13 protein-coding genes and 1 pseudogene are annotated in these 19,217 nt (G+C 42.9%); 4 read left to right on the top strand and 10 right to left on the bottom strand.

Annotated elements, in window-relative coordinates; genetic code table 11:
• Nucleotides 1-11: 11 nt before the first annotated feature.
• From DXA15_RS17110 to DXA15_RS17070, 9 genes and pseudogenes are all read right to left on the bottom strand, one after another.
• Complete coding sequence (locus DXA15_RS17110) at nucleotides 12-1,130, bottom strand: efflux RND transporter periplasmic adaptor subunit (RefSeq protein WP_128134820.1); 1,119 nt, start codon at nucleotides 1,128-1,130, stop codon at nucleotides 12-14.
• A 38-nt stretch (nucleotides 1,131-1,168) separates the two neighbouring features.
• The gene (locus DXA15_RS17105) at nucleotides 1,169-2,431 is read right to left on the bottom strand and encodes an ABC transporter permease (protein WP_128134819.1); all 1,263 of its coding nucleotides are present in this window, start codon (nucleotides 2,429-2,431) and stop codon (nucleotides 1,169-1,171) included.
• Between the two features lie 13 nt (nucleotides 2,432-2,444).
• Nucleotides 2,445-3,710: an ABC transporter permease gene (locus DXA15_RS17100; protein WP_128134818.1), complete on the bottom strand. Its 1,266-nt coding sequence runs from the start codon at nucleotides 3,708-3,710 to the stop codon at nucleotides 2,445-2,447.
• Nucleotides 3,697-4,386, bottom strand: a complete 690-nt coding sequence (locus tag DXA15_RS17095; RefSeq protein ID WP_128134827.1) for an ABC transporter ATP-binding protein — start codon at nucleotides 4,384-4,386, stop codon at nucleotides 3,697-3,699. Before DXA15_RS17095 ends, DXA15_RS17100 begins: the two co-directional genes overlap by 14 nt.
• A gap of 400 nt (nucleotides 4,387-4,786) precedes the next feature.
• A pseudogene (locus DXA15_RS17090) lies at nucleotides 4,787-6,318 on the bottom strand (right-handed parallel beta-helix repeat-containing protein).
• 24 nt (nucleotides 6,319-6,342) lie between these two features.
• A complete protein-coding gene (locus DXA15_RS17085; RefSeq protein ID WP_128134817.1) occupies nucleotides 6,343-7,932 on the bottom strand; it encodes a RagB/SusD family nutrient uptake outer membrane protein in 1,590 nt (529 codons plus the stop codon).
• Nucleotides 7,933-7,948: 16 nt separating this feature from the next.
• Nucleotides 7,949-11,020, bottom strand: a complete 3,072-nt coding sequence (locus DXA15_RS17080) for a TonB-dependent receptor (RefSeq protein ID WP_128134816.1) — start codon at nucleotides 11,018-11,020, stop codon at nucleotides 7,949-7,951.
• Nucleotides 11,021-11,340: 320 nt separating this feature from the next.
• Nucleotides 11,341-12,987, bottom strand: coding sequence for a response regulator (locus DXA15_RS17075; protein ID WP_128134815.1), 1,647 nt, complete (start codon nucleotides 12,985-12,987; stop codon nucleotides 11,341-11,343).
• The gene (locus tag DXA15_RS17070) at nucleotides 12,938-15,445 is read right to left on the bottom strand and encodes a two-component regulator propeller domain-containing protein (RefSeq protein WP_128134814.1); all 2,508 of its coding nucleotides are present in this window, start codon (nucleotides 15,443-15,445) and stop codon (nucleotides 12,938-12,940) included. The genes DXA15_RS17075 and DXA15_RS17070 overlap by 50 nt, the downstream gene beginning before the upstream one ends.
• A 144-nt stretch (nucleotides 15,446-15,589) precedes the next feature.
• Between DXA15_RS17070 and DXA15_RS17065 the strand changes: the two genes are divergently transcribed.
• Nucleotides 15,590-16,312, top strand: coding sequence for an MBL fold metallo-hydrolase (locus tag DXA15_RS17065; protein ID WP_128134813.1), 723 nt, complete (start codon nucleotides 15,590-15,592; stop codon nucleotides 16,310-16,312).
• 18 nt (nucleotides 16,313-16,330) lie between these two features.
• Nucleotides 16,331-16,708 carry a VOC family protein gene (locus DXA15_RS17060; RefSeq protein WP_007654808.1) on the top strand — a complete coding sequence of 126 codons (378 nt, stop codon included), beginning with the start codon at nucleotides 16,331-16,333 and terminating at the stop codon, nucleotides 16,706-16,708.
• Between the two features lie 28 nt (nucleotides 16,709-16,736).
• On the opposite strand, the gene DXA15_RS17055 is transcribed toward DXA15_RS17060, so the two are convergent.
• A complete protein-coding gene (locus DXA15_RS17055; protein WP_128134812.1) occupies nucleotides 16,737-17,210 on the bottom strand; it encodes a GyrI-like domain-containing protein in 474 nt (157 codons plus the stop codon).
• A 248-nt stretch (nucleotides 17,211-17,458) separates the two neighbouring features.
• Here DXA15_RS17055 and DXA15_RS17050 point away from each other — a divergent pair, with 248 nt between their 5' ends.
• Entirely contained in the window at nucleotides 17,459-18,424 is a 966-nt protein-coding gene (locus DXA15_RS17050; RefSeq protein ID WP_007654811.1) for an ROK family protein, read from the top strand.
• Between the two features lie 83 nt (nucleotides 18,425-18,507).
• Nucleotides 18,508-19,032: an NUDIX domain-containing protein gene (locus DXA15_RS17045; RefSeq protein WP_128134811.1), complete on the top strand. Its 525-nt coding sequence runs from the start codon at nucleotides 18,508-18,510 to the stop codon at nucleotides 19,030-19,032.
• Nucleotides 19,033-19,217: the final 185 nt, after the last annotated feature.

Raw genomic sequence — 19,217 nt, 5'->3', positions numbered from 1 at the left:
TTTTATTTCTATTACTTATTAGCAGCTACAATACCACCACGGATCTTGTCACCTTCTGCCAAACCTTCTTTCACTTCGATCTTGATACCGTCAGACAAACCGACCGTAACAGCACGTTTCTCAAATAACTGTTCCGGCTTTTCCTGTTTTACAATCTGTACGAAGGTAGAGTCTCCGCTGAATTCAACACAACTTTCAGGAACGGTCAGGACATCGGTCGCACGTTTCAGCACGATCTCAGCATTGGCACTATAACCGGCACGAATAAAGGCATCTTCCGGCATCTGAACGGCCGCTTTGATCTCAAACAGGACGGCACCGTTTTCTTCCACTCCTTTCGGAGCTACATATTCCAGGGTGGCATCAAACGTACGGCTATCCAAAGCACCGACTGTCAGTTTGATAGGCATACCTTCATGGATACGTCCTACTTCTGTTTCATCCACTTTTCCCCTGAAGATCATATTGTTCATATCGGCTACGGAAGCAATCGTCGTACCGTCGTTAAACGTATTCGACTGGATCACCGAATTACCAACTTTAATAGGAACATCCAGAATCATACCGGTAATGGTAGAACGAACCTGTGTCGTACTGGTGGAAGTAGACCTGCGTGAAATACCTTCACGGATAATCTCCAATGCATCCTGTGCATTTTCTGCTTCTTCCTGTGCTTTCTTATAATTAGACAAAGAGGTCTCATAATCTTCCTTGGCAACAACTCCTTGTTTATACAGTTCTTCATCACGTTTGTAGGTTGCCGTGATTTGTTCCAGATTGATACCAGCCACACGGACACGCGATTCAGCACTGTTCAGCTGAACCATTTCAGGGATTACCTTGATCTTTGCAATGATCTCACCTTCCTTCACCATCTGACCGGCCTCCTTCAACAATTCGGAGATGATACCGGACATCTGCGGTTTGATAAGTACCTCATCACGCGGTTCCACCTTTCCTGTCGCCACAGTCTTCGTCTCTACTGAGTCGCGTTTGGGAGTTACCACTTCATACATGGTGATGACAGGTTGTGCTTTTTTCCACAAGAAGTAGAAAGTGCCGACCACGGCGGCTCCCACCAATACTAAAAAGATGATTCGCAGGATTTTCTTAACGATACGATTCTTCATAATTATCTTTATTTTCAATTCCTAATATTCTATTCTCTTTATTCTTCTCTGATAGCATCAATAGCCTTAATCTGCATGGCTCGCCAGGCCGGAATCAATCCAGCCATAAGCCCGCTGATAAGTAAAACAACGGTTGCGGCAACAGCAGCTCCGATATGTATCTCCGGATTACTGAAGAAAGTGTCATTAGACGGCCCACCTCCGCTATCCATCATCCGGTTCACTACATCGAGCAGGAATACTCCGCAACTCAATCCCATCAATCCGGCTAACGCTGTCAGCAAAAGACTCTCACTCATGATCTGTGAAATTATATCGAACGGTTTGGCTCCGATAGCACGCCGCACGCCGATCTCACGGGTACGCTCCTTTACTGTCACCATCATAATATTACTGACCCCGATAATCCCGGCGAGCAATGTTCCCATGCCGACCAGCCATACAAGAATATTGATACCCGTAAAAAGCATATCGAATGTTTCAAACTGCTTCGCGATCGTAAAGCTACTGACAGCCTGCGGATCGGTCGGCGAAATCTCATTCTGCGATTTCAACACCGCCGTAATCTCTTCCACCAGCTTGTCACAAGGATAACCGTCGTCAGCCGTAGCGCACAGGAACCAGAATTTATCTCCCTGGTTTGCTACCTGCTGCAAAGTGGTAAAAGGAGTCATGATACTTTCTTCCGTACGTCCGCCGATCTGCACACGAGGTTTGGGTTTTACAACTCCGACTACCTGATAATAAATTCCATTCACACGGATATACTCTCCGATCGGATCTTCACCTGGTGTAAACAACACCTCACGGACAATACTACCGATCACACATACTTTACGTTTTTCCAGTACATCTATCTCGTTCAGCAAACGTCCTTCCAGCACATGCTGCGTTTCTATCTGAAAATATTCCGAATGGACCCCGCGTACATTATATGTACCGGCCTTCTGTCCTCTCACTACATTATTCTGTCCACCCCACGACATCGCCATCGGCGACAAATAACGGACCCCTTTCACACGCTGGCGGATGGTCTCCAAATCGCGGTTACGCATCTGCCAGTAGCGTCCTTTCTTATATCCTTTATAAGCCTCCCCGGTGCGTTCGGAAAAAAAGAAAGCAGAGTTTGTGGCAAAGCCGTCCACATTCTTCAATACACCATTCTGGAATCCCGTCCCTGAACCCAGCAGGATAACGAGCATCAGGATTCCCCAGAACACCCCGAAACCGGTCAGCATACTTCTGGTCTTATTGCGGGTGATCGTCACCCATATTTCTACCCAACGGTCTATATCGAACATATCTATCTGTATTTTATTCGTTTCTCATGGCTTCGATAGCCGTTATCTTCACGGCCTTACGAGCCGGAAAATAACCAGCCAGCACGCCAGCTATAATAATCAGGGCCGTTGCCGACAAAGCTATACTCAGACTCACCGTCGGATTCATGAAGATACTCATATCGTCATTTGAAGAGGCCTTTCCCATATTACTACTTTCCATCACCATATTAATAGCTTCCGTCAATCCCACTCCGGTGATCATACCGAAATATCCGAAAACAGCCGTTATCAGGATCGATTCCACAATGATCAGTTTCAAGATAGAGAAAGGAGTGGCACCGATAGCCTTACGGATACCAAACTCACGGGTTCTTTCGCGCACGGTAATCAACATAATATTGCTCACCCCAACGATCCCAGCCGCCAGCGTTCCGATACCGATTACCCAGATAAACAAGGAAATACCATTCATCATCCCATTAAACATTGCAAAATCTTCAATAGTGCTCCACATACCTATCGCCCGCAAATCCTCCGGGTCAAAACGGTGACGTTTACCCATTTGCTCTCGGAAACGTTTCTCAAAAGCCTCATATTCTTCCTTCGTACTGACGCCATTCAGAGAGAATATAATATTATCCGTTCCATATCCCGAGCGGTAAAGTTGTTGTGCCGTAGAAAACGGAATATAGGCAGGTGCATTATTATTGTTGTCCTCATCCGTATAAACCCCAACTACCTGGTAAGCGATATTGCTGGCATTCAAATATTTGCCCAGCGGATCTTCGCTACGGAAAAGCACTTCCTTCATACGGGGACTTATCACGATCACCTTTCTTTTCTGCAAAATATCCACCTCGTTAATAAAGCGTCCGTTGCCTACCAGCATCTTTATCTTGTCGATAGTGGCCTTATCCGGATGAACACCTTGCAAGGAATACGTATTATATTCTTCGCCATACGAAAGCGTATCACTTTGATAGAGAACGCCCGAAACCAGATCCACTTCCGGATTCTGTTGTTTCAGCAACACCAAATCGTCATCTTTATACTCGACACGACGATTCGTCTGCATCCCTTTATAAGGTTTGCTGGCATAGCGGGGCCATGTCTCCACACGGTTTCCCGTCCAACGGTCGAAGTTATGCATGATACCATTCTTCATCCCGTTGCCCGCTCCCAGCAAGACGATCAGCATAAAGATTCCCCACGACACGGAAAAGCCGGTGAGGAAGGTACGAAGTTTATTCTTCTTGATCGTACTCCATATTTCCCGGAAATTATCAAAGTCGAACATATCCCTCTCCTTTTTCGATGTTTTCTATCAGGCCATCCTTTACACGGATGATCTTTTCGGTCACATTGGCTACGGATTGCTCGTGGGTCACGATAATCATAGTCATACCTTCTTTATTTACATTACGCAGAAGTTCCATTACTTCGACCGTAGTAACACTGTCGAGTGCACCGGTCGGCTCATCAGCCAGAATCACCTGCGGTTTAGCGATCAGGGCACGGGCAATGGCTACACGCTGTTTCTGCCCGCCCGACATTTCGTTAGGCATATGCTCCGCCCAGTCTCTCAGACCGACCATATCCAGATATTCCATCGCCATCGCATTTCGTTTCTTACGGTTTATACCCTGATAATAGAGTGGCAAGGCGACATTCTCCACCGCATTCTTGAAAGAGATCAGATTAAATGACTGGAAAATGAAACCGATCATCTGGTTACGAAGTTCAGCTGCACGGCTTTCGCTGAGGTTCTGAATCAATTGTCCGTTTAAATGATAGGTACCAGTATCGTAAGTATCCAATATCCCCAGTATGTTCAACAGCGTCGATTTCCCCGAACCGGAGGCTCCCATAATGGAAACCATCTCACCTTTTTCGATCTCCAGGTCTATGCCTTTCAAGACATGCAGCGGAGCACCGTTGAAATACGTTTTGTTAATTCCTTTCAGCTGAATCATCATATTTGTCATTACATTTCTTTATTAGACGTACACTTTGTAAAAAATGTTACACATTTAAGGAACTTTTTTACCCTCTGATGCAACAAATGTATATTTATAGAAGATACCTTGTATCACAAGGTACTGATTTTTAAATCATATTAACTATATCATAATATTCTCCATAGGTAAACCATCCTTGTAAAGACTTAATAAATAAACTGATAATAGTTCATTTTACTGCATGTACCCACTCTCTTTTCAAGAGTTATAAAATAAATTATCAAAATTTCAAGTAAGACAGTCTCATACATATCTCCTTGTACAGATGTATTTCATCAGCCGGCTACTATAAAAAATGGCTTCAAAAGCTATTTATCTACTTTTGAAGCCATTTCCTTTTAACCTACAGGATTTTTCACTTATCCATGTTGCCCAACTTATCAAATAAGTTCCTGATTGCCTCCTGATTCACAAATGTGCCTTTTGCCCCGGCAATATCCATTGTCTCAAAAAGCATGGATAATCCTCCAAAACCGGAAGGGTCGGCCTCCAGGATTTCCTGATAAACATCAGAGAATGTCTTTGCCTGCGGGTCTTCCGGCTTAAAAGTAAATCTGCCTAGATAATAGTTAGCCTCAAACACATTGTTTGTCGATTCCGTCAAATTAATGGTAGTAACCTCGGGCGTATAAAATACATTACTCTTTATTAATGTACTATCAGCATAGCCGCCCCACGAGTCAAGGGTTATCACGCTACGGTCCACTTTACCTTCCGGCTTTTTATTTACATGGAAGATGTTATTGCAGATGGTTGTATTTTTCACCGGACCTGCCACATGAACCGTCGGTGAGAAAGTCCCTACACGTGTCTGCCTTGTGCGAATAGCATCATTAATACTGACGTTATAGCGGACAACAGTGCCTATATTTCCCCGGTTGAACGAGGCCGGAGATTCACCGGAATTACAGATCAACACCATCCCCCCCTCATTATCATGACTATAATTATACTGTATCACAGTATTCTCACAATTCCAGTCAGAATCGAATCCCTGAGCATCCCAAGGAGCCTTATGATCGCTGACTTCATTAAACTGGATTATCGTATTATCACAACTCCAAGGCCAAATACCGGCGGCGGCCTCCGTATCGGGTAAAATAGCCGGACAATTACGCATTACATTATACTCTATCAAGGTACTATCGCATCCGATCGGTACAATACCATCACCAGGAACCTCCTCAATCAAATTATTGCGAACAACCGTGTACTTACTGGGATGCCAGTTTTCACGGCTACTGTACCCCAACCAGATCATAGCATTGCGGGAACAACGTAGAATGCGGCAATTCTCTATTGTCAGACTGTCGAAAACAGAAACAATGTCCTCGCCTCCGTTCACGACCAGAATACCACTACCACCTCCTTCTTCCTTGACCAGAGAACCATTCACATCACGTACCTCCACGCCATCTATCACGATATTATGAGAAACCCCATAATCTCGGCATTCTATCTTCAAGCCGGTACGAAAAGGTTTACGCTCTTTTCCTGTATTCACTATTCTACATTCCGAAGCGTTACATAATCCGAATTATAAATACGGACGGCATAAAGGGAGTTGTCGTACCCTACAATACAAGGCTTACTTCCTTCGCCATAAGCATCTATATATATTCTGTTGTCAGGTGTTCCCTGTCCGGATATTTCCAATTCCCCGGGAAAACTCCCTCCCCGTTTCAATAAGACCTTATCGCCTGGTTTAAGCCGGACATTCTTTAGTTTTGACAAACTTTTCCAAGCATTGTCCACAGAATGTCCGTTTTTGTTATCGTCGCCATTCATAGCGTCCAGATAGTAACAGGAAGAAGTATTCCCTGAACACCCCAGTAACAACAACGCAAACAAGGATAGTAATAAACTATTTATATTCTTTTTCTTCATACGCCAAATGAAGTTTTAAATGCCTTATTTCCACAAATCATTTTGAACCAACTTCTTATTCGTATCCAACTCACTGGTCGGGATCGGCCAGACGTAATCTCTTTCACCGTTAAAAATACGCTTTTCGTAATTAAAGCCATTCGCTACACGTTCGTTTTCAATATTCTTAACAGCCTTATCCAACTCTTTCCACCGATACAGGTCAAACAGCCTCAAACCTTCAAAAGCCAGTTCAACACGACGTTCATGTTTAATAACTTCCAACAATTCAAATTGAGAAAGCCCTGTTCCTTCTACACTTTCAACCGTGGGCATATCAACACGCCGGCGTACCTGATTGATCAGTCCGGTAACCTCACTAAACGAATAGCCCCCTTTCTGCACCAATGCCTCTGCTAATGACAACAGAACCTCCGAATAACGGATCAGATAAAAATCCTGACCATTATCAAAAGAATTAGAAACATCCGAAGGATTGAAATACTTATATACATAAACTGTTGAATAAGATGCAGAAGCACCACCATACCAATTACCTTCGCCTCCTTTGCCGTTCCAGAGCATTCCCGGAACAAAAAGAGTGGCATATAAACGGGGATCACGGTCGTTGTAACGGGCAGCATTCGGTTTATTTACGTCCGTAGAACCATCAACATTCGGTTCACCGATTTTCTTATCTGTTGTCGGTTTACCATTTGTACAGTAAAAAGCATCGGCCAGATCAACCGTGCCGTTTAATGCTTCCAGTGGCGTATTCCAATGTCCGTTATATGCAGCGCCTTCCGACAAACCCGGTCCTTCATAACGGACCGACCAAATGATCTCAGAAGAGTTTTCACCAGCTGTCGTAAACAAGGTTGAATAATCATCATATAAAGAATAGTTCATTTCCATAACTCCTTTATATGCACTAATGGCATCCTCCCATTTTTCATTATATAAAGCGATACGTCCCAAAAGCGCCTGGGCAGCTCCCTTTGTGATACGTCCCAAATCCGCAGTAGCCGGCAAAACAGAGATTGCCTCTTTCAAATCGTTCATAATTCCAGAAACAATAGTAGCCCGGTCTGTTTTTTCACATTGGGCATCCGTTATACTTTGAGGGGCTGTAATATAAGGTACATCCCGATAAAGCGATGTCAGATTACAATATATCAAAGCACGCAACGTCATAGCCTCAGCCTTGTAAACAGCCTTTGTTTCAGCAGCCATATCAATCTGATCAATATTGGCAAGAAGAGAATTGCAACGGTTTATAACCTCATAACAGGAACTCCAGTAAGCACTGAATATCCCGGAACTCGGAGAATGAACTCCCATAGCAACATCGAAACCTTCAATCCATCCGCTCCAGTTGAAATGACCGCCATTATCAGTAATACAATCCATATATAACGGTCCCAACGAATATTGATCGCTGTTGTAAAGCTGATTATCCTGTAAACCGGCATAACAGGCTGTAAGTCCCATCAAAGCATCGTCTGTGGTTTGCCAGAAGGTCTCATTCGATGTATCCGTCAACGAATCTCTCTGTAAAAAACTGTCGGAACAAGAAGTTGAGAACAAAGTCCCCGACAACAATAAAAATCCTATATACTTATTTATTAATTTCATCTTAGCAGGTATTTAATTAGAATTTAACATTAACCCCGAATGAGTAAGTTCTTGTATTCGGATGTACATCATTACGGGAATCCGAACTTTTCTTCTCCGGGTCATAATCATCCAGCGGAGTAAATGTAAGCAGATTGGTTCCGGCCAGATACAAACGTATGCTCTGTATTCCGAAATGTCCTAACTGGGGTTGTCTGAAAGTATACCCGATTTCCAAGTTCTTCAGTCGCAGATAATCCACTTTGGATAACCAGAAGGAAGAATACTTATCATTGAAAGTATTCCCCAGACGAGGCATGCTCCCATTTGGATTATCTTCGGTATAATGATCTTCCCAACGGATGGTACGGTTACCGCACCAGGTAGTCGTTTCATCCCAGTTATAGCGATAAAGACCGGAAACTCCCTGCCAAAACATACTCAAATCCAAATTTTTCCAGGCAAATCCCAGATTAAAAGAGTATTGCATCTTCGGGAACGGATTACCGATAATATCACGATCGTCATCGGTAATATTTCCATCTCCATTCACGTCTTCATACATGATATCTCCTAAAGAGGGTTTCTGGTTAAACTGAGTGATCACCACCTCTTTCCCGTCGACTATCGTTGTACGGTTCAGATCAGCTTCCGTACGGTATAGCCCTACCGCTTTCAGTCCGTAATAGGAACCGATCGGTGCCCCCTCACGGTTGATTGTATTATTACTGATATTTTCCACCCCTCTCATATCCAGAATCTTATTCTTTACAGCTGATAAACTGAATCCGGCCTGCCAGGAGAAATCACCTTTTTGATCGAAATAGTTGGCAGATAATTCCCAACCACGGTTACGAACTTCACCTGCATTCTGATAAGGAGCACTCAATGTTCCCAGATAAGAGGAAGGCATCGGTAACTGAAGCAAAATATCCGAAGTATTTTTATCAAACCAGTCGAAGATGGCAGAAATACGTCCCTGCCAGAAAGAGGCGTCCACCCCAAAGTCCGTAATCGTCGTCGTTTCCCATTTAATATCATCATTAGCAACAGCCTTGGGACGCAAACCGATATTTTTCGTACTGCCGAAATAATAATTGCCATCAGCCGCCAACAAGGATGTATAAGCGTAATCGCCAATCTCCTGGTTACCTAGTTTACCCCAACTTGCACGAAGTTTTAAAGATGAAAGAAATTTAACATCTTCCAAGAACTTTTCGTTTGTCATAATCCATGCTCCGGAGAAAGAAGGGAATGTCGCATAACGATGCGCTTTCGGCATGCGGGAAGAACCGTCATGGCGAATATTCACTTCAAATAGATAACGATCTGCAAAATTATAATTGATACGGCCGAAAAAAGACTGCAAAGAGTTTTCTTTTGCACTGCCTGTCACTTTATCATTGGATGTTCCACCATCCATTTCATAAATATTATCAGTTGGGAATCCCTGTTTGGAAGATTCGTTCTTATCCATCCGGTATGCCTGGATAGAATGACCGGCCAGAAAGTTGAACGAATGGCTTTTTATTTTCCAGTCATATGTCAGGATGTTTTCATTGATATAGGTAGATTCTATATAATGGTAATCTTTCAACGAATTAGTTCCTATCGTATTCAATACATTACCTTCTGCATCATAGCGGAGAGTATTTTTGGGGCTGAAAGCAGAAGTCGTTTGCATATAATATTTATAAGCCAGGCTGGAACGGAATTTCAAACCGTCAATAATATCCAACTCACCAAAAACCTTGCCGTCAAAACGATACTGGTCGTTTTCCTTGTTCCCCTGGCTCATTTCCTCCAGCGGATTCTTAAACTGCGACTGGGACAAGGATGAACCATCCACACATCCCCAATGGCCGTTCGAATATTTTACCGGAACCGTCGGGCGGGTAGACCAACTCAGATAACGCATCAGACCGGAACCATCCACCGATGTAACAGGTTCTTCAATCTCCTGTTTGCTACCGGCCAGATTCAATCCCAATTTCACACGTCCTAATGTGGCATCTACATTCGAACGGAAGTTATAACGTTTATTTCCCGTGTATTCCAAAATACCATCCTGATTGAAATATTGGGCAGACAACATATAGCGGACATTCTGACTACCCCCGTTTACCGAAAGATGATGTTGATGCATCAGGGCATTACGGAACAGCGCATCCGCCCAATCGGTATTGGCAAAATGATCCGGATCGGAACCGTCTCTCAATTTCTGAATCATTTCTGCCGTATAAGTATTACTGTTGTGTGCTTCATTATACATTTGCGCCCAATCGGCTGAATTAAGAAAACTCGGCAAAACAGTAGGCGTCTGAAGCACTATATTCCCGGAATAACTAATCTGAGGTTTTTGTTCCATACCACGTTTGGTAGTCACCAGAATAACCCCGTTGGCTGCACGTACCCCATAAATAGAAGCAGACGCGGCATCTTTCAGTACAGAAACTGTTTCAATATCATCTGCCGGAATCTCCGAAATCTGGCTGACAGAACTTTCCACACCGTCGATCAATACCATCGGATTATTATTGTCGCTCAACGTGCCGACACCACGAATACGAATTTCAGGAGTATCTTTACCTGCCTGGGCACCATTATTGGTCAGCATTACACCAGGCAAACGCCCCTGTAGCATATTCGCTGTATTGGCCACCGGCATAGACGCTACATCCGTAAAATTTACGGCAGCAACAGAACCTGTCAGGTTAGCCTTCTTCTGTGTCCCGTAACCGACTACCACTACTTCATCGATCAGTTTGGAATCTTCTTCAAGCGTTACTTTCAATGAAGAACTTTTAGTAATCACATACTCTTTCTCCTTGTAGCCAATGTATGTAATACGGAGTTTGGCACCAGGAGCCACCTGAATAGAAAAGTCACCGTCAATACCGGTTATCGTACCGTTTGTAGTCCCGACTTCCACAACACTGGCTCCAATAATTGTTTCACCTTTGGAGTCGGTAACGACCCCTGTTACATTAATACTACCTGTCTGTAAACTTTCAGCAGATACTTCTTTCACCTGAAAGAAGAGACAACACAACAAAAGCAGAGTACATATCCACCCTCTTCTGTTTTCATTCAAAATTCTTTTATTCATAATACATTTTTAAAGGTTTAACACGTTAAGATTAACCCGTTTTTCACGAAGGCAAATATATTATGAACAGGAATGAACAGTGGTTGAATTATTACCGGGAAACGGTTCTCCAAAAGCATTAGAGACATTTTCCGGTAATAATTCAACCTCCGGACAGAGACTATGATAAAGAGATTCACAAAAAATAACACTATAGTGCTAACTCTATCAGGACAGTAGTGCCGATTATACCGACACTATAGTGCTAGCAGACCAGCACAACTGTCCTGATCTGCCGATACAACTATGACAGGACATGCCGGGAAAGGGCAGTGCTATATTTACGACGAAACCTCATTATCTTCTTTATTCCTCAACATATAATCAGAAGGAGAAACACCGAATTTTTTCCTGAAGCAGGTACTGAAATATTTGGCATCATTGAACCCGACGGCATAAGCCAAATCGGCAATACGTATTTTCTTATTCTCGTCGATCAAACGGCAAGCGGCATTCAGACGGACATTACTGATAAAGCCCGAAGGAGTTAATCCGGTCAAAGATTTCAGCTTGTCGGCAACGGTTGTGCGTGACATACCCATCTCGGCAACAAACAGAGAAGGCTCGTAACTACAATCATCCAAATGATTATTTACACAATCTATTGCATTCCGGATGAAAGTCTCGTCCATCGATGTATAATCCAACTCTTTTGCCTCAAAGACAAGCTGTTTTCTAAAGTCAACGCCAGTCCGCTTCTTTTTCTTCAGCAGGTTTTCTATCCGGCTATGCAGCAAGGCCAGGTGGAGCGGTTTTGTCACATAGCTATCGGCTCCCGACTGGTAACCCGCCATCTGATCTTCTTCTGTACGTTTGGCAGTCAGCAGGATCACAGGAATATGGCATAATTCAAACTTGTTTTTTATATAATTGCATAGTTCGATACCATCCATCACAGGCATCATAACATCCGACACAACTAAATCGACCTCCTCCTTTTCCAATATACCGATCGCTTCCTGCCCCTGTGTAGCTGTTAATATCCTATAATGTGCACTCAGCAATCGGGTCATGATCGACAAAAGATCTTCATTGTCTTCAACCAGCAATAAAGACGGTACATCCTGCTCTACCGCCAGTTCCCCAACCACCTGCGAATCAGCACACTCCTCATTTTCAGGCAGCAAAGGACTATTTGTCACCTGTAAACTATCATCAATCTCATCTTCCGCATAAGCAGAACGGTCCACCGGCAGCCATACCACAAAAGTATTGCCTGTCACCGCATCGCTGTTTATCCGGATTTCCCCGTGATGGATATTTACCAGGTCTTTAGTCAACGCCAAACCTATACCAGTCCCGGTCGTATGAAATTTCCGGTAATCACCTTCATAGAAACGTTCAAAAAGATGTTCCATCTTATCTTTACTCATCGGCTCTCCCGGATTTGTGATGGAAAAAGAATAATGCCCTGTTTCCTTTTCATAACATTGTGAAACCACTACCGTGCCTCCTTTCTCCGTATATTTGGCAGCATTCGACAATAAGTTATAAAGAATCTTATCCAGCTTATCACTATCGAAGTAACCGGATATCTCCTCTTCTTCCTCTCTGAAATCAATGGAAAGGCCTTTTTTCCTGACCAAAGGCTGGAAAGCCTCGATACTGTTTTTCAGGAACTGTGTATAATTACCCTTGGATACCTTTAATTGCAATTTACCGTTTTCCACTTTTCTGAACTCCAGTATTTGCTGGATCAGGCGCATCAAACGAACCGCATTGTTATTCAGTACCGCATACATCTTCGCATCACCCGGATGAAGTTGTTTCAATTCATCAACCGAGGCGCAGATAATAGTCAAAGGTGTAAAGAGTTCATGAGTTATATTCGTAAAAAACTGCAATTTAGCATGATTGACCTCTTCCATTTTCTGCCGTTCAATCTGCCCCATTTCTATTGCCTGCTTCATACGGATACGGTTCTTCACAATCCTGTAAATATACCACGACAGCAACGACAGCAAAAGCAGATATCCGCAATAAGCCCACCCCGTTTTCCAGAGGGGGCAATATCGTCACAAGCAACATACGCTCGTCAGGCATCCAAATCCCATTCTCGTTCGCTCCTTTTAGATGGAAAGTATATGTTCCACTTTTCAAATTATTATAATAGGCAAAATGATATCCGGCATCCGTATATACCCAGTCCGAATCATAACCATCCAGTTTATATGCATATTTGTTCAAGGCCGGTTTCATATAATTAAGTACGGAAAAATCGATGCTGAAGTTATTCTCGGTATAAGACAAGACTATCTTGTCGGTAAAATCAATTGTTTTCTGCAATATCCGATTCCTTTTATCCGGCTTCATATCGCGCACGGATGTATTGAATACCTTTATATCCGTTATGACTACCGGTGAAAAGACAGTCTGCTTCTTTATCTTATCCGGATAAAAACTATTCAGTCCGCGATAACCTCCAAAAAACAATTCATTATCGGAACTCCTGAAACAAGCGTTGCGGTTAAAGAAACAATCCTGCAATCCGTCGGAAGCGGTAAAAGTGAGGATATCCTGAACCTTACCATCTGGAGTAGTTGTTAAGTGCACCATTTCCGAATTGGTAGTAAACCATATAGTACCATTATGATCTTCCAAAATATTAGATACATTTTCACCTGAATAGAGAGATTCGTGGGCGAGAGGAAAGAAACGGTCCTTCGACCTGTCATACATATTCAATCCATCTCCGTCAGTCCCTACCCAAAGCCGGTTGTTTGAGTCAAAACAAAGACATGCGATATCATTGGTAGAAAGCAAGCCGTTTTCCGATGAATAGCTCTTGATTGTTTTCTGTTCAGCATCATTTCCGATACAAAGGATACCATCATAATTAGTAGCCATCCATATATTTCCGTCCTTATCCTCTACCATAGAAATTACAGAAGACCGGGACAAATCGGGTTGCCCGGGACGCAGACATTCTCCCAACGGCTTAACATTCCCCCTGTCATCCATAAAACAAATACCTCCCCGGGACCCAATCCATAAATTACCTTTTGAGTCTTCCAAGACCGCATTCACATTATCATCCTTCAATGCCGGACAGTTTTTCACATTCAAAGCATAAACTGTCTCTTTTTCCGGATTATAGAACCACACACCGGCATCACAGGTTGCCATGCATATTTCATTTGTCGCACACCGTTTTATAATTCCATTAACCACAGAGTTATAAGCCATCTGCTTTAATACCGGATGGTTTGTTCCGGATACAAAAGTCCCTTCTTCCCTGTCATAGATAATCAATCCGAATCCCATAATACCCATCCACAACAGACCTTTCTCATCCTGATAAATACTGCGCACGGAACTGGTCAAAAACTTTTCCCGCACCTTTTCAAGCGGATCATAATTAAAACGGAATCGGTCCGTGTTCGCTACATAAACGCCACCTCCCAACATTCCTAACCACATTAACCCTTCTTTCGTACAAATAATAGAGTTCACTTCATTAAACGGCAAGTCATAACGTGAATTACCGGGAAGTATATTAGTAAAAACACCTTCCCCCTCTTCCGATTCAAGAATACTGAGTCCGCTACGGGAACCGATCCACAGTTTCCCTGAATTACGGTCTTCGGCAATCGCATAAATGATATCATCAAGCAACGAATGAGGATTGCCCACACGGTAAGTATAATTCACATACGAAAAACGTTCCATATCATACGGAGCGAGCAGTTTCACCAACCCGCAGTTCCAGGTGCCCACCCAAATGGTTCCCCTGCTGTCCTGGAAAATCACATGGGGTGAATTATTCTTCGTCACGGGCGGATAAACATAAGAACTATCTGTTTTCGGATCGTATCGGAGAAGCCCCCGCTCCCATCCTCCAACCCAAATGTAACCCTTATCATCTTTTATCATCGATTTAACATCGAGACTTTTGTTTACTTCCACAAAAGAAGAATCTTTACTCTTTCGGCGATACAGTCCCTTACTGCCTCCGACCCATATATCTCCATCAGAAAAAGTCACAATAGCTTCGACCGCAGATGTTTCCAGTAAAGTTTTTTCTATCTTTTGTATTTCACCATTGATCTTGTTAAGCACATATAACCCATTATTCGTTCCGATCCATAAATTATGATCATAATCCTCTTCCACGACATTGACATATTTATTGATAAACGATTTATGTCCGGATCCTTCCATATTATAAGTGCTAACCGTATATCCGTCATACCGTAACAAACCTTTGTAGGTGGGTATCCAGATATAGCCATCTCTATCCTGATAAAGTTTTCTTATCTCGTTTGTAGGAAAACTCTTTTGAGAAACAACAGGTTCAAACTGGAAAGAATAATTCTTTGCCCCTACAGAGAATATGGTTGTACATAATAATAATACGAATAAGCTATTTATCCGAATGCTCTTCATGTCGTTCAATATGTATTTTTCACAAAAATAATCATTTATCCTGTGTAAACTAAAAAATAAATTCCTTTTGTATATTTGTACCGTCTTAGCAACCAAAGCAGGAACTTACCTGTTTTTACTACAGGTTACTAAACAATAAAGAATATGCGACTTACATACATCTACCATAGCGGGTTCGCCATTGAAGCAGAGGGATATGCGATCCTGATCGATTATTTCAAAGATACGGGAAAGACACCGGATACCGGTTTTGTTCATAACGAACTACTTCGACGCGCGGGTACATTATATATATTGTCCTCCCATTTCCATCCGGATCATTTCAATCCGGAGATACTGAAGTGGAAAGAGAAAAAACCGGATATCAAATACATTTTCTCCAAAGACATACTGAAACGGCGGCGGGCAAAAGCCGAAGACGCCCTGTATATGAAAAAAGGAGATGTTTTTGAAGATGAAAATATCCGTATCCGGGCATTCGGCTCGACAGATGTAGGCATTTCTTTCCTGATAGAAGCGGAAGGCAAACTGCTGTTTCATGCCGGCGACCTGAATAACTGGCACTGGAAAGATGAATCGACACCTCAGGAAGTGGCTAAAGCCGAAGGCGATTATTTGCGGGAACTGGATATACTGGCTCAGGCAACCGGACATCTGCATCTCGCCATGTTTCCGGTCGATCCACGTATCGGAACAGATTTTATGCGGGGAGCGGAACAGTTTGTCGACCGGATAAAGACTGACGTTTTAGTCCCTATGCACTTTTGGGAACATCCCGCCGAAGTAGTAGCATTCGGTCCTTATGCCGAATCGAAGGGATGCCGTTATATCTTGTTGTCCTATCCCGGAGAAAGCACTGATTTTTAATTTATAAAGAAAACAAATATGGAAATCAAAAGTAGATTTGATCATTTCAACATCAATGTCCTCGACCTCGAAAGAAGCATTGCTTTCTACAACAAAGCACTGGGTCTGAAGGAACATCACCGCAAGGAAGCAGCCGACGGCTCTTTCGTTCTCGTTTACCTGACAGACGACCAGACAGGTTTCCTGCTAGAACTGACCTGGCTGAAAGACCGTAATGAGCCGTACGAACTGGGAGATAACGAAAGCCATCTCTGTTTCCGTGTAGCCGGCGATTACGATGAAGTACGCAAATTCCATAAGGAGATGGATTGCGTATGTTACGAAAATACCGCCATGGGATTGTATTTCATCAACGACCCGGACGATTACTGGATCGAAATACTACCGGCTAAATAAAAAAGGTAATACCTTAACCAAAATTGTATCAGCTCTTCACCGGCAATACAATTTTGGTTAACCGGTCATCGAAAGGTTCCTCTTTCCGCCGGTAATAAAATTCATAAGCCGTACCTTCCGGCTCGTATCCTTTCTGCATCATCCAGAAAGTCATCTCGCCATATAAATAATCAATTTCTTCGTAATCGCCTTTAAATAAGCAATGCACGACTTTGGATTGCGGTATTACGCGCGACCGGACATTTTCATCTCCTTCCATCAGGCAAGACACAGGGAAACAGATTTCCACATCCAGGTCATATATATCCATATTCAGATAATCGTAGTAAATAATAAAAGGCACATCCGTCATATATTCCCCTGTTTTCCGGAGAAATGCCAGTGCATCCTGACGTTTTCGGGCAAGCGTCCACTCTAAATCCTTGTAACTGACTTTCGTACGGGTCGATAAAACAGGTTGTTCCGCCCGGACCATAAGCCGTATGTCTGAAACCTGTGGCATAGTGTTATTCATTAATGGGTTAAGAATCTACCAAATATAAAAAAAACGCTCCGGTACCGGTTATCCAAAGAGAGAAAAAAGTTGAAAATGACGTATTTTGATCCGGCAATTAAGTAAAGTTACATTTATTGTCACATTTGAAAACTGATACTATTCAGCATTTTTTTTAATAAAATCATTGCAGCTAAGCATATTCCTCTTATATTTGCTTTCCAGAAAGACTCATTATTAATCATAAATATAAAATCATGGAGAAGCCTTATGTAGTAGGTATTGATATAGGTGGTACCAATACTGTTTTCGGCGTAGTAGATGCAAGAGGAACAATCTTGTACAGTGGATCAATCAAAACTGGCAAATATACTGATATAGAAGAATATGTTGCGGAACTGGGACAAGGTCTTTTATCAGTAATCGACCAGGCCGGAGGTCCGGACAAAATCAAAGGTGTCGGCGTAGGAGCTCCTAACGGTAACTTCTTCAACGGTTGTATCGAATTTGCCCCGAACCTTCCATGGAAAGGTAAAATACCTTTGGCACAGTTGATCAGCGAACAAATCGGCGGTATTCCCGTTGCTTTGACTAACGACGCTAACGCTGCAGCAATCGGCGAAATGACTTACGGTGCAGCACGTGGTATGAAAGACTTTATCGTTATCACTCTGGGAACAGGTGTAGGTAGTGGTATCGTTATCGGAGGTAATCTGGTTTACGGACATGACGGTTTTGCCGGTGAGTTGGGACACGTGATTATGCGTCGTAACAATGGGCGTCCTTGCGGTTGCGGTCGTCAGGGATGTCTTGAAACATATGCATCTGCTACTGGTGTGGCACGTACAGCCCGTGAATACCTCGAAATCCGCAAAGACGAAAGTCTGTTGCGCGATCTGGATCCGGATGAAATCACTTCAAAAGATGTATTCGATGCAGCCATGAAGAATGATAAACTGGCACTTGAAATCTTCGAATTTACAGGAAATATCCTGGGTGAAGCTTTTGCTGATGCTGTTGCATTCTCCAGTCCGGAAGCCATTATTCTGTTCGGTGGTCTTACCAAGGCAGGCGATCTGATCATGAATCCGATCAAACGTTCTATGGACAAGAACATGCTGAAGGTTTACGAAGGTAAAACAAAACTTCTTTTCTCTCAATTGAAAGAAAGCGATGCTGCCGTATTGGGAGCCAGCGCTTTGGGTTGGGAAGTGAAAGAGTAATCGTATTCACTGGGGTTCTGCCCCGGATCAAGGGCGGCCTGAGGTCGCCCTTCTTTTTTATATATCACTTAATTATCAGAGACATGAACCATCCTTTGCATCAATTTATCTATTGCCCCAAATGTGGAGCCAACACCTTCATCGAACGTAATGAAAAAGCGAAACAGTGTACAACGTGCGGTTTCGTATACTATTTCAATCCTTCTTCGGCAGTAGCCTGTTTCATCCGAAATGCCGCCGGAGAGATTCTACTGGTGCGCCGGGCTAAAGAACCTGCCAAAGGGACGCTCGACCTGCCGGGCGGATTCGTCGATATGTTCGAATCAGCGGAAGATGCGGCACACCGCGAAGTAAAAGAAGAAACGGGACTGGATATTACCGAATGTCGTTATCTTTTTTCCATTCCTAATTTGTATATGTATTGCGGTTTCGAAGTACACACGGTAGATATGTTCTTTGAATGCCATGTAAAGGATTTCATAGGTGTCCACGCAGAAGATGATGCTGCCGAAATCGTTATCCTGGAAAAGGAAGAGTTGAAAGCGGAAGAGTTCGGATTGATGTCTATAAAGAAGGCTATTAGACTTTACAAAGAAAACAACTGTTAACTTCCATCAATTCATCTATCAATTGACAATTAGAGGACGGAATATTCCGTCCTTCTTATTTTCTGTGTTACAATTTTTATACCACATCCTGTTTATTAGATTTTTTTCAAAAAAAGAGGATATATAATCATAAAAAACATCATAGTTCTAAAAGAACTCCATACTAAATATTCGGCACAAATGTA

It is taken from the genome of Parabacteroides sp. AM58-2XD, assembly GCF_003463685.1.
Classification (GTDB): Bacteria; Bacteroidota; Bacteroidia; order Bacteroidales; family Tannerellaceae; genus Parabacteroides; species Parabacteroides segnis.
Note: the sequence above shows the minus strand (reverse complement) of the source record. Positions and strands in the feature narration are given on the sequence as shown.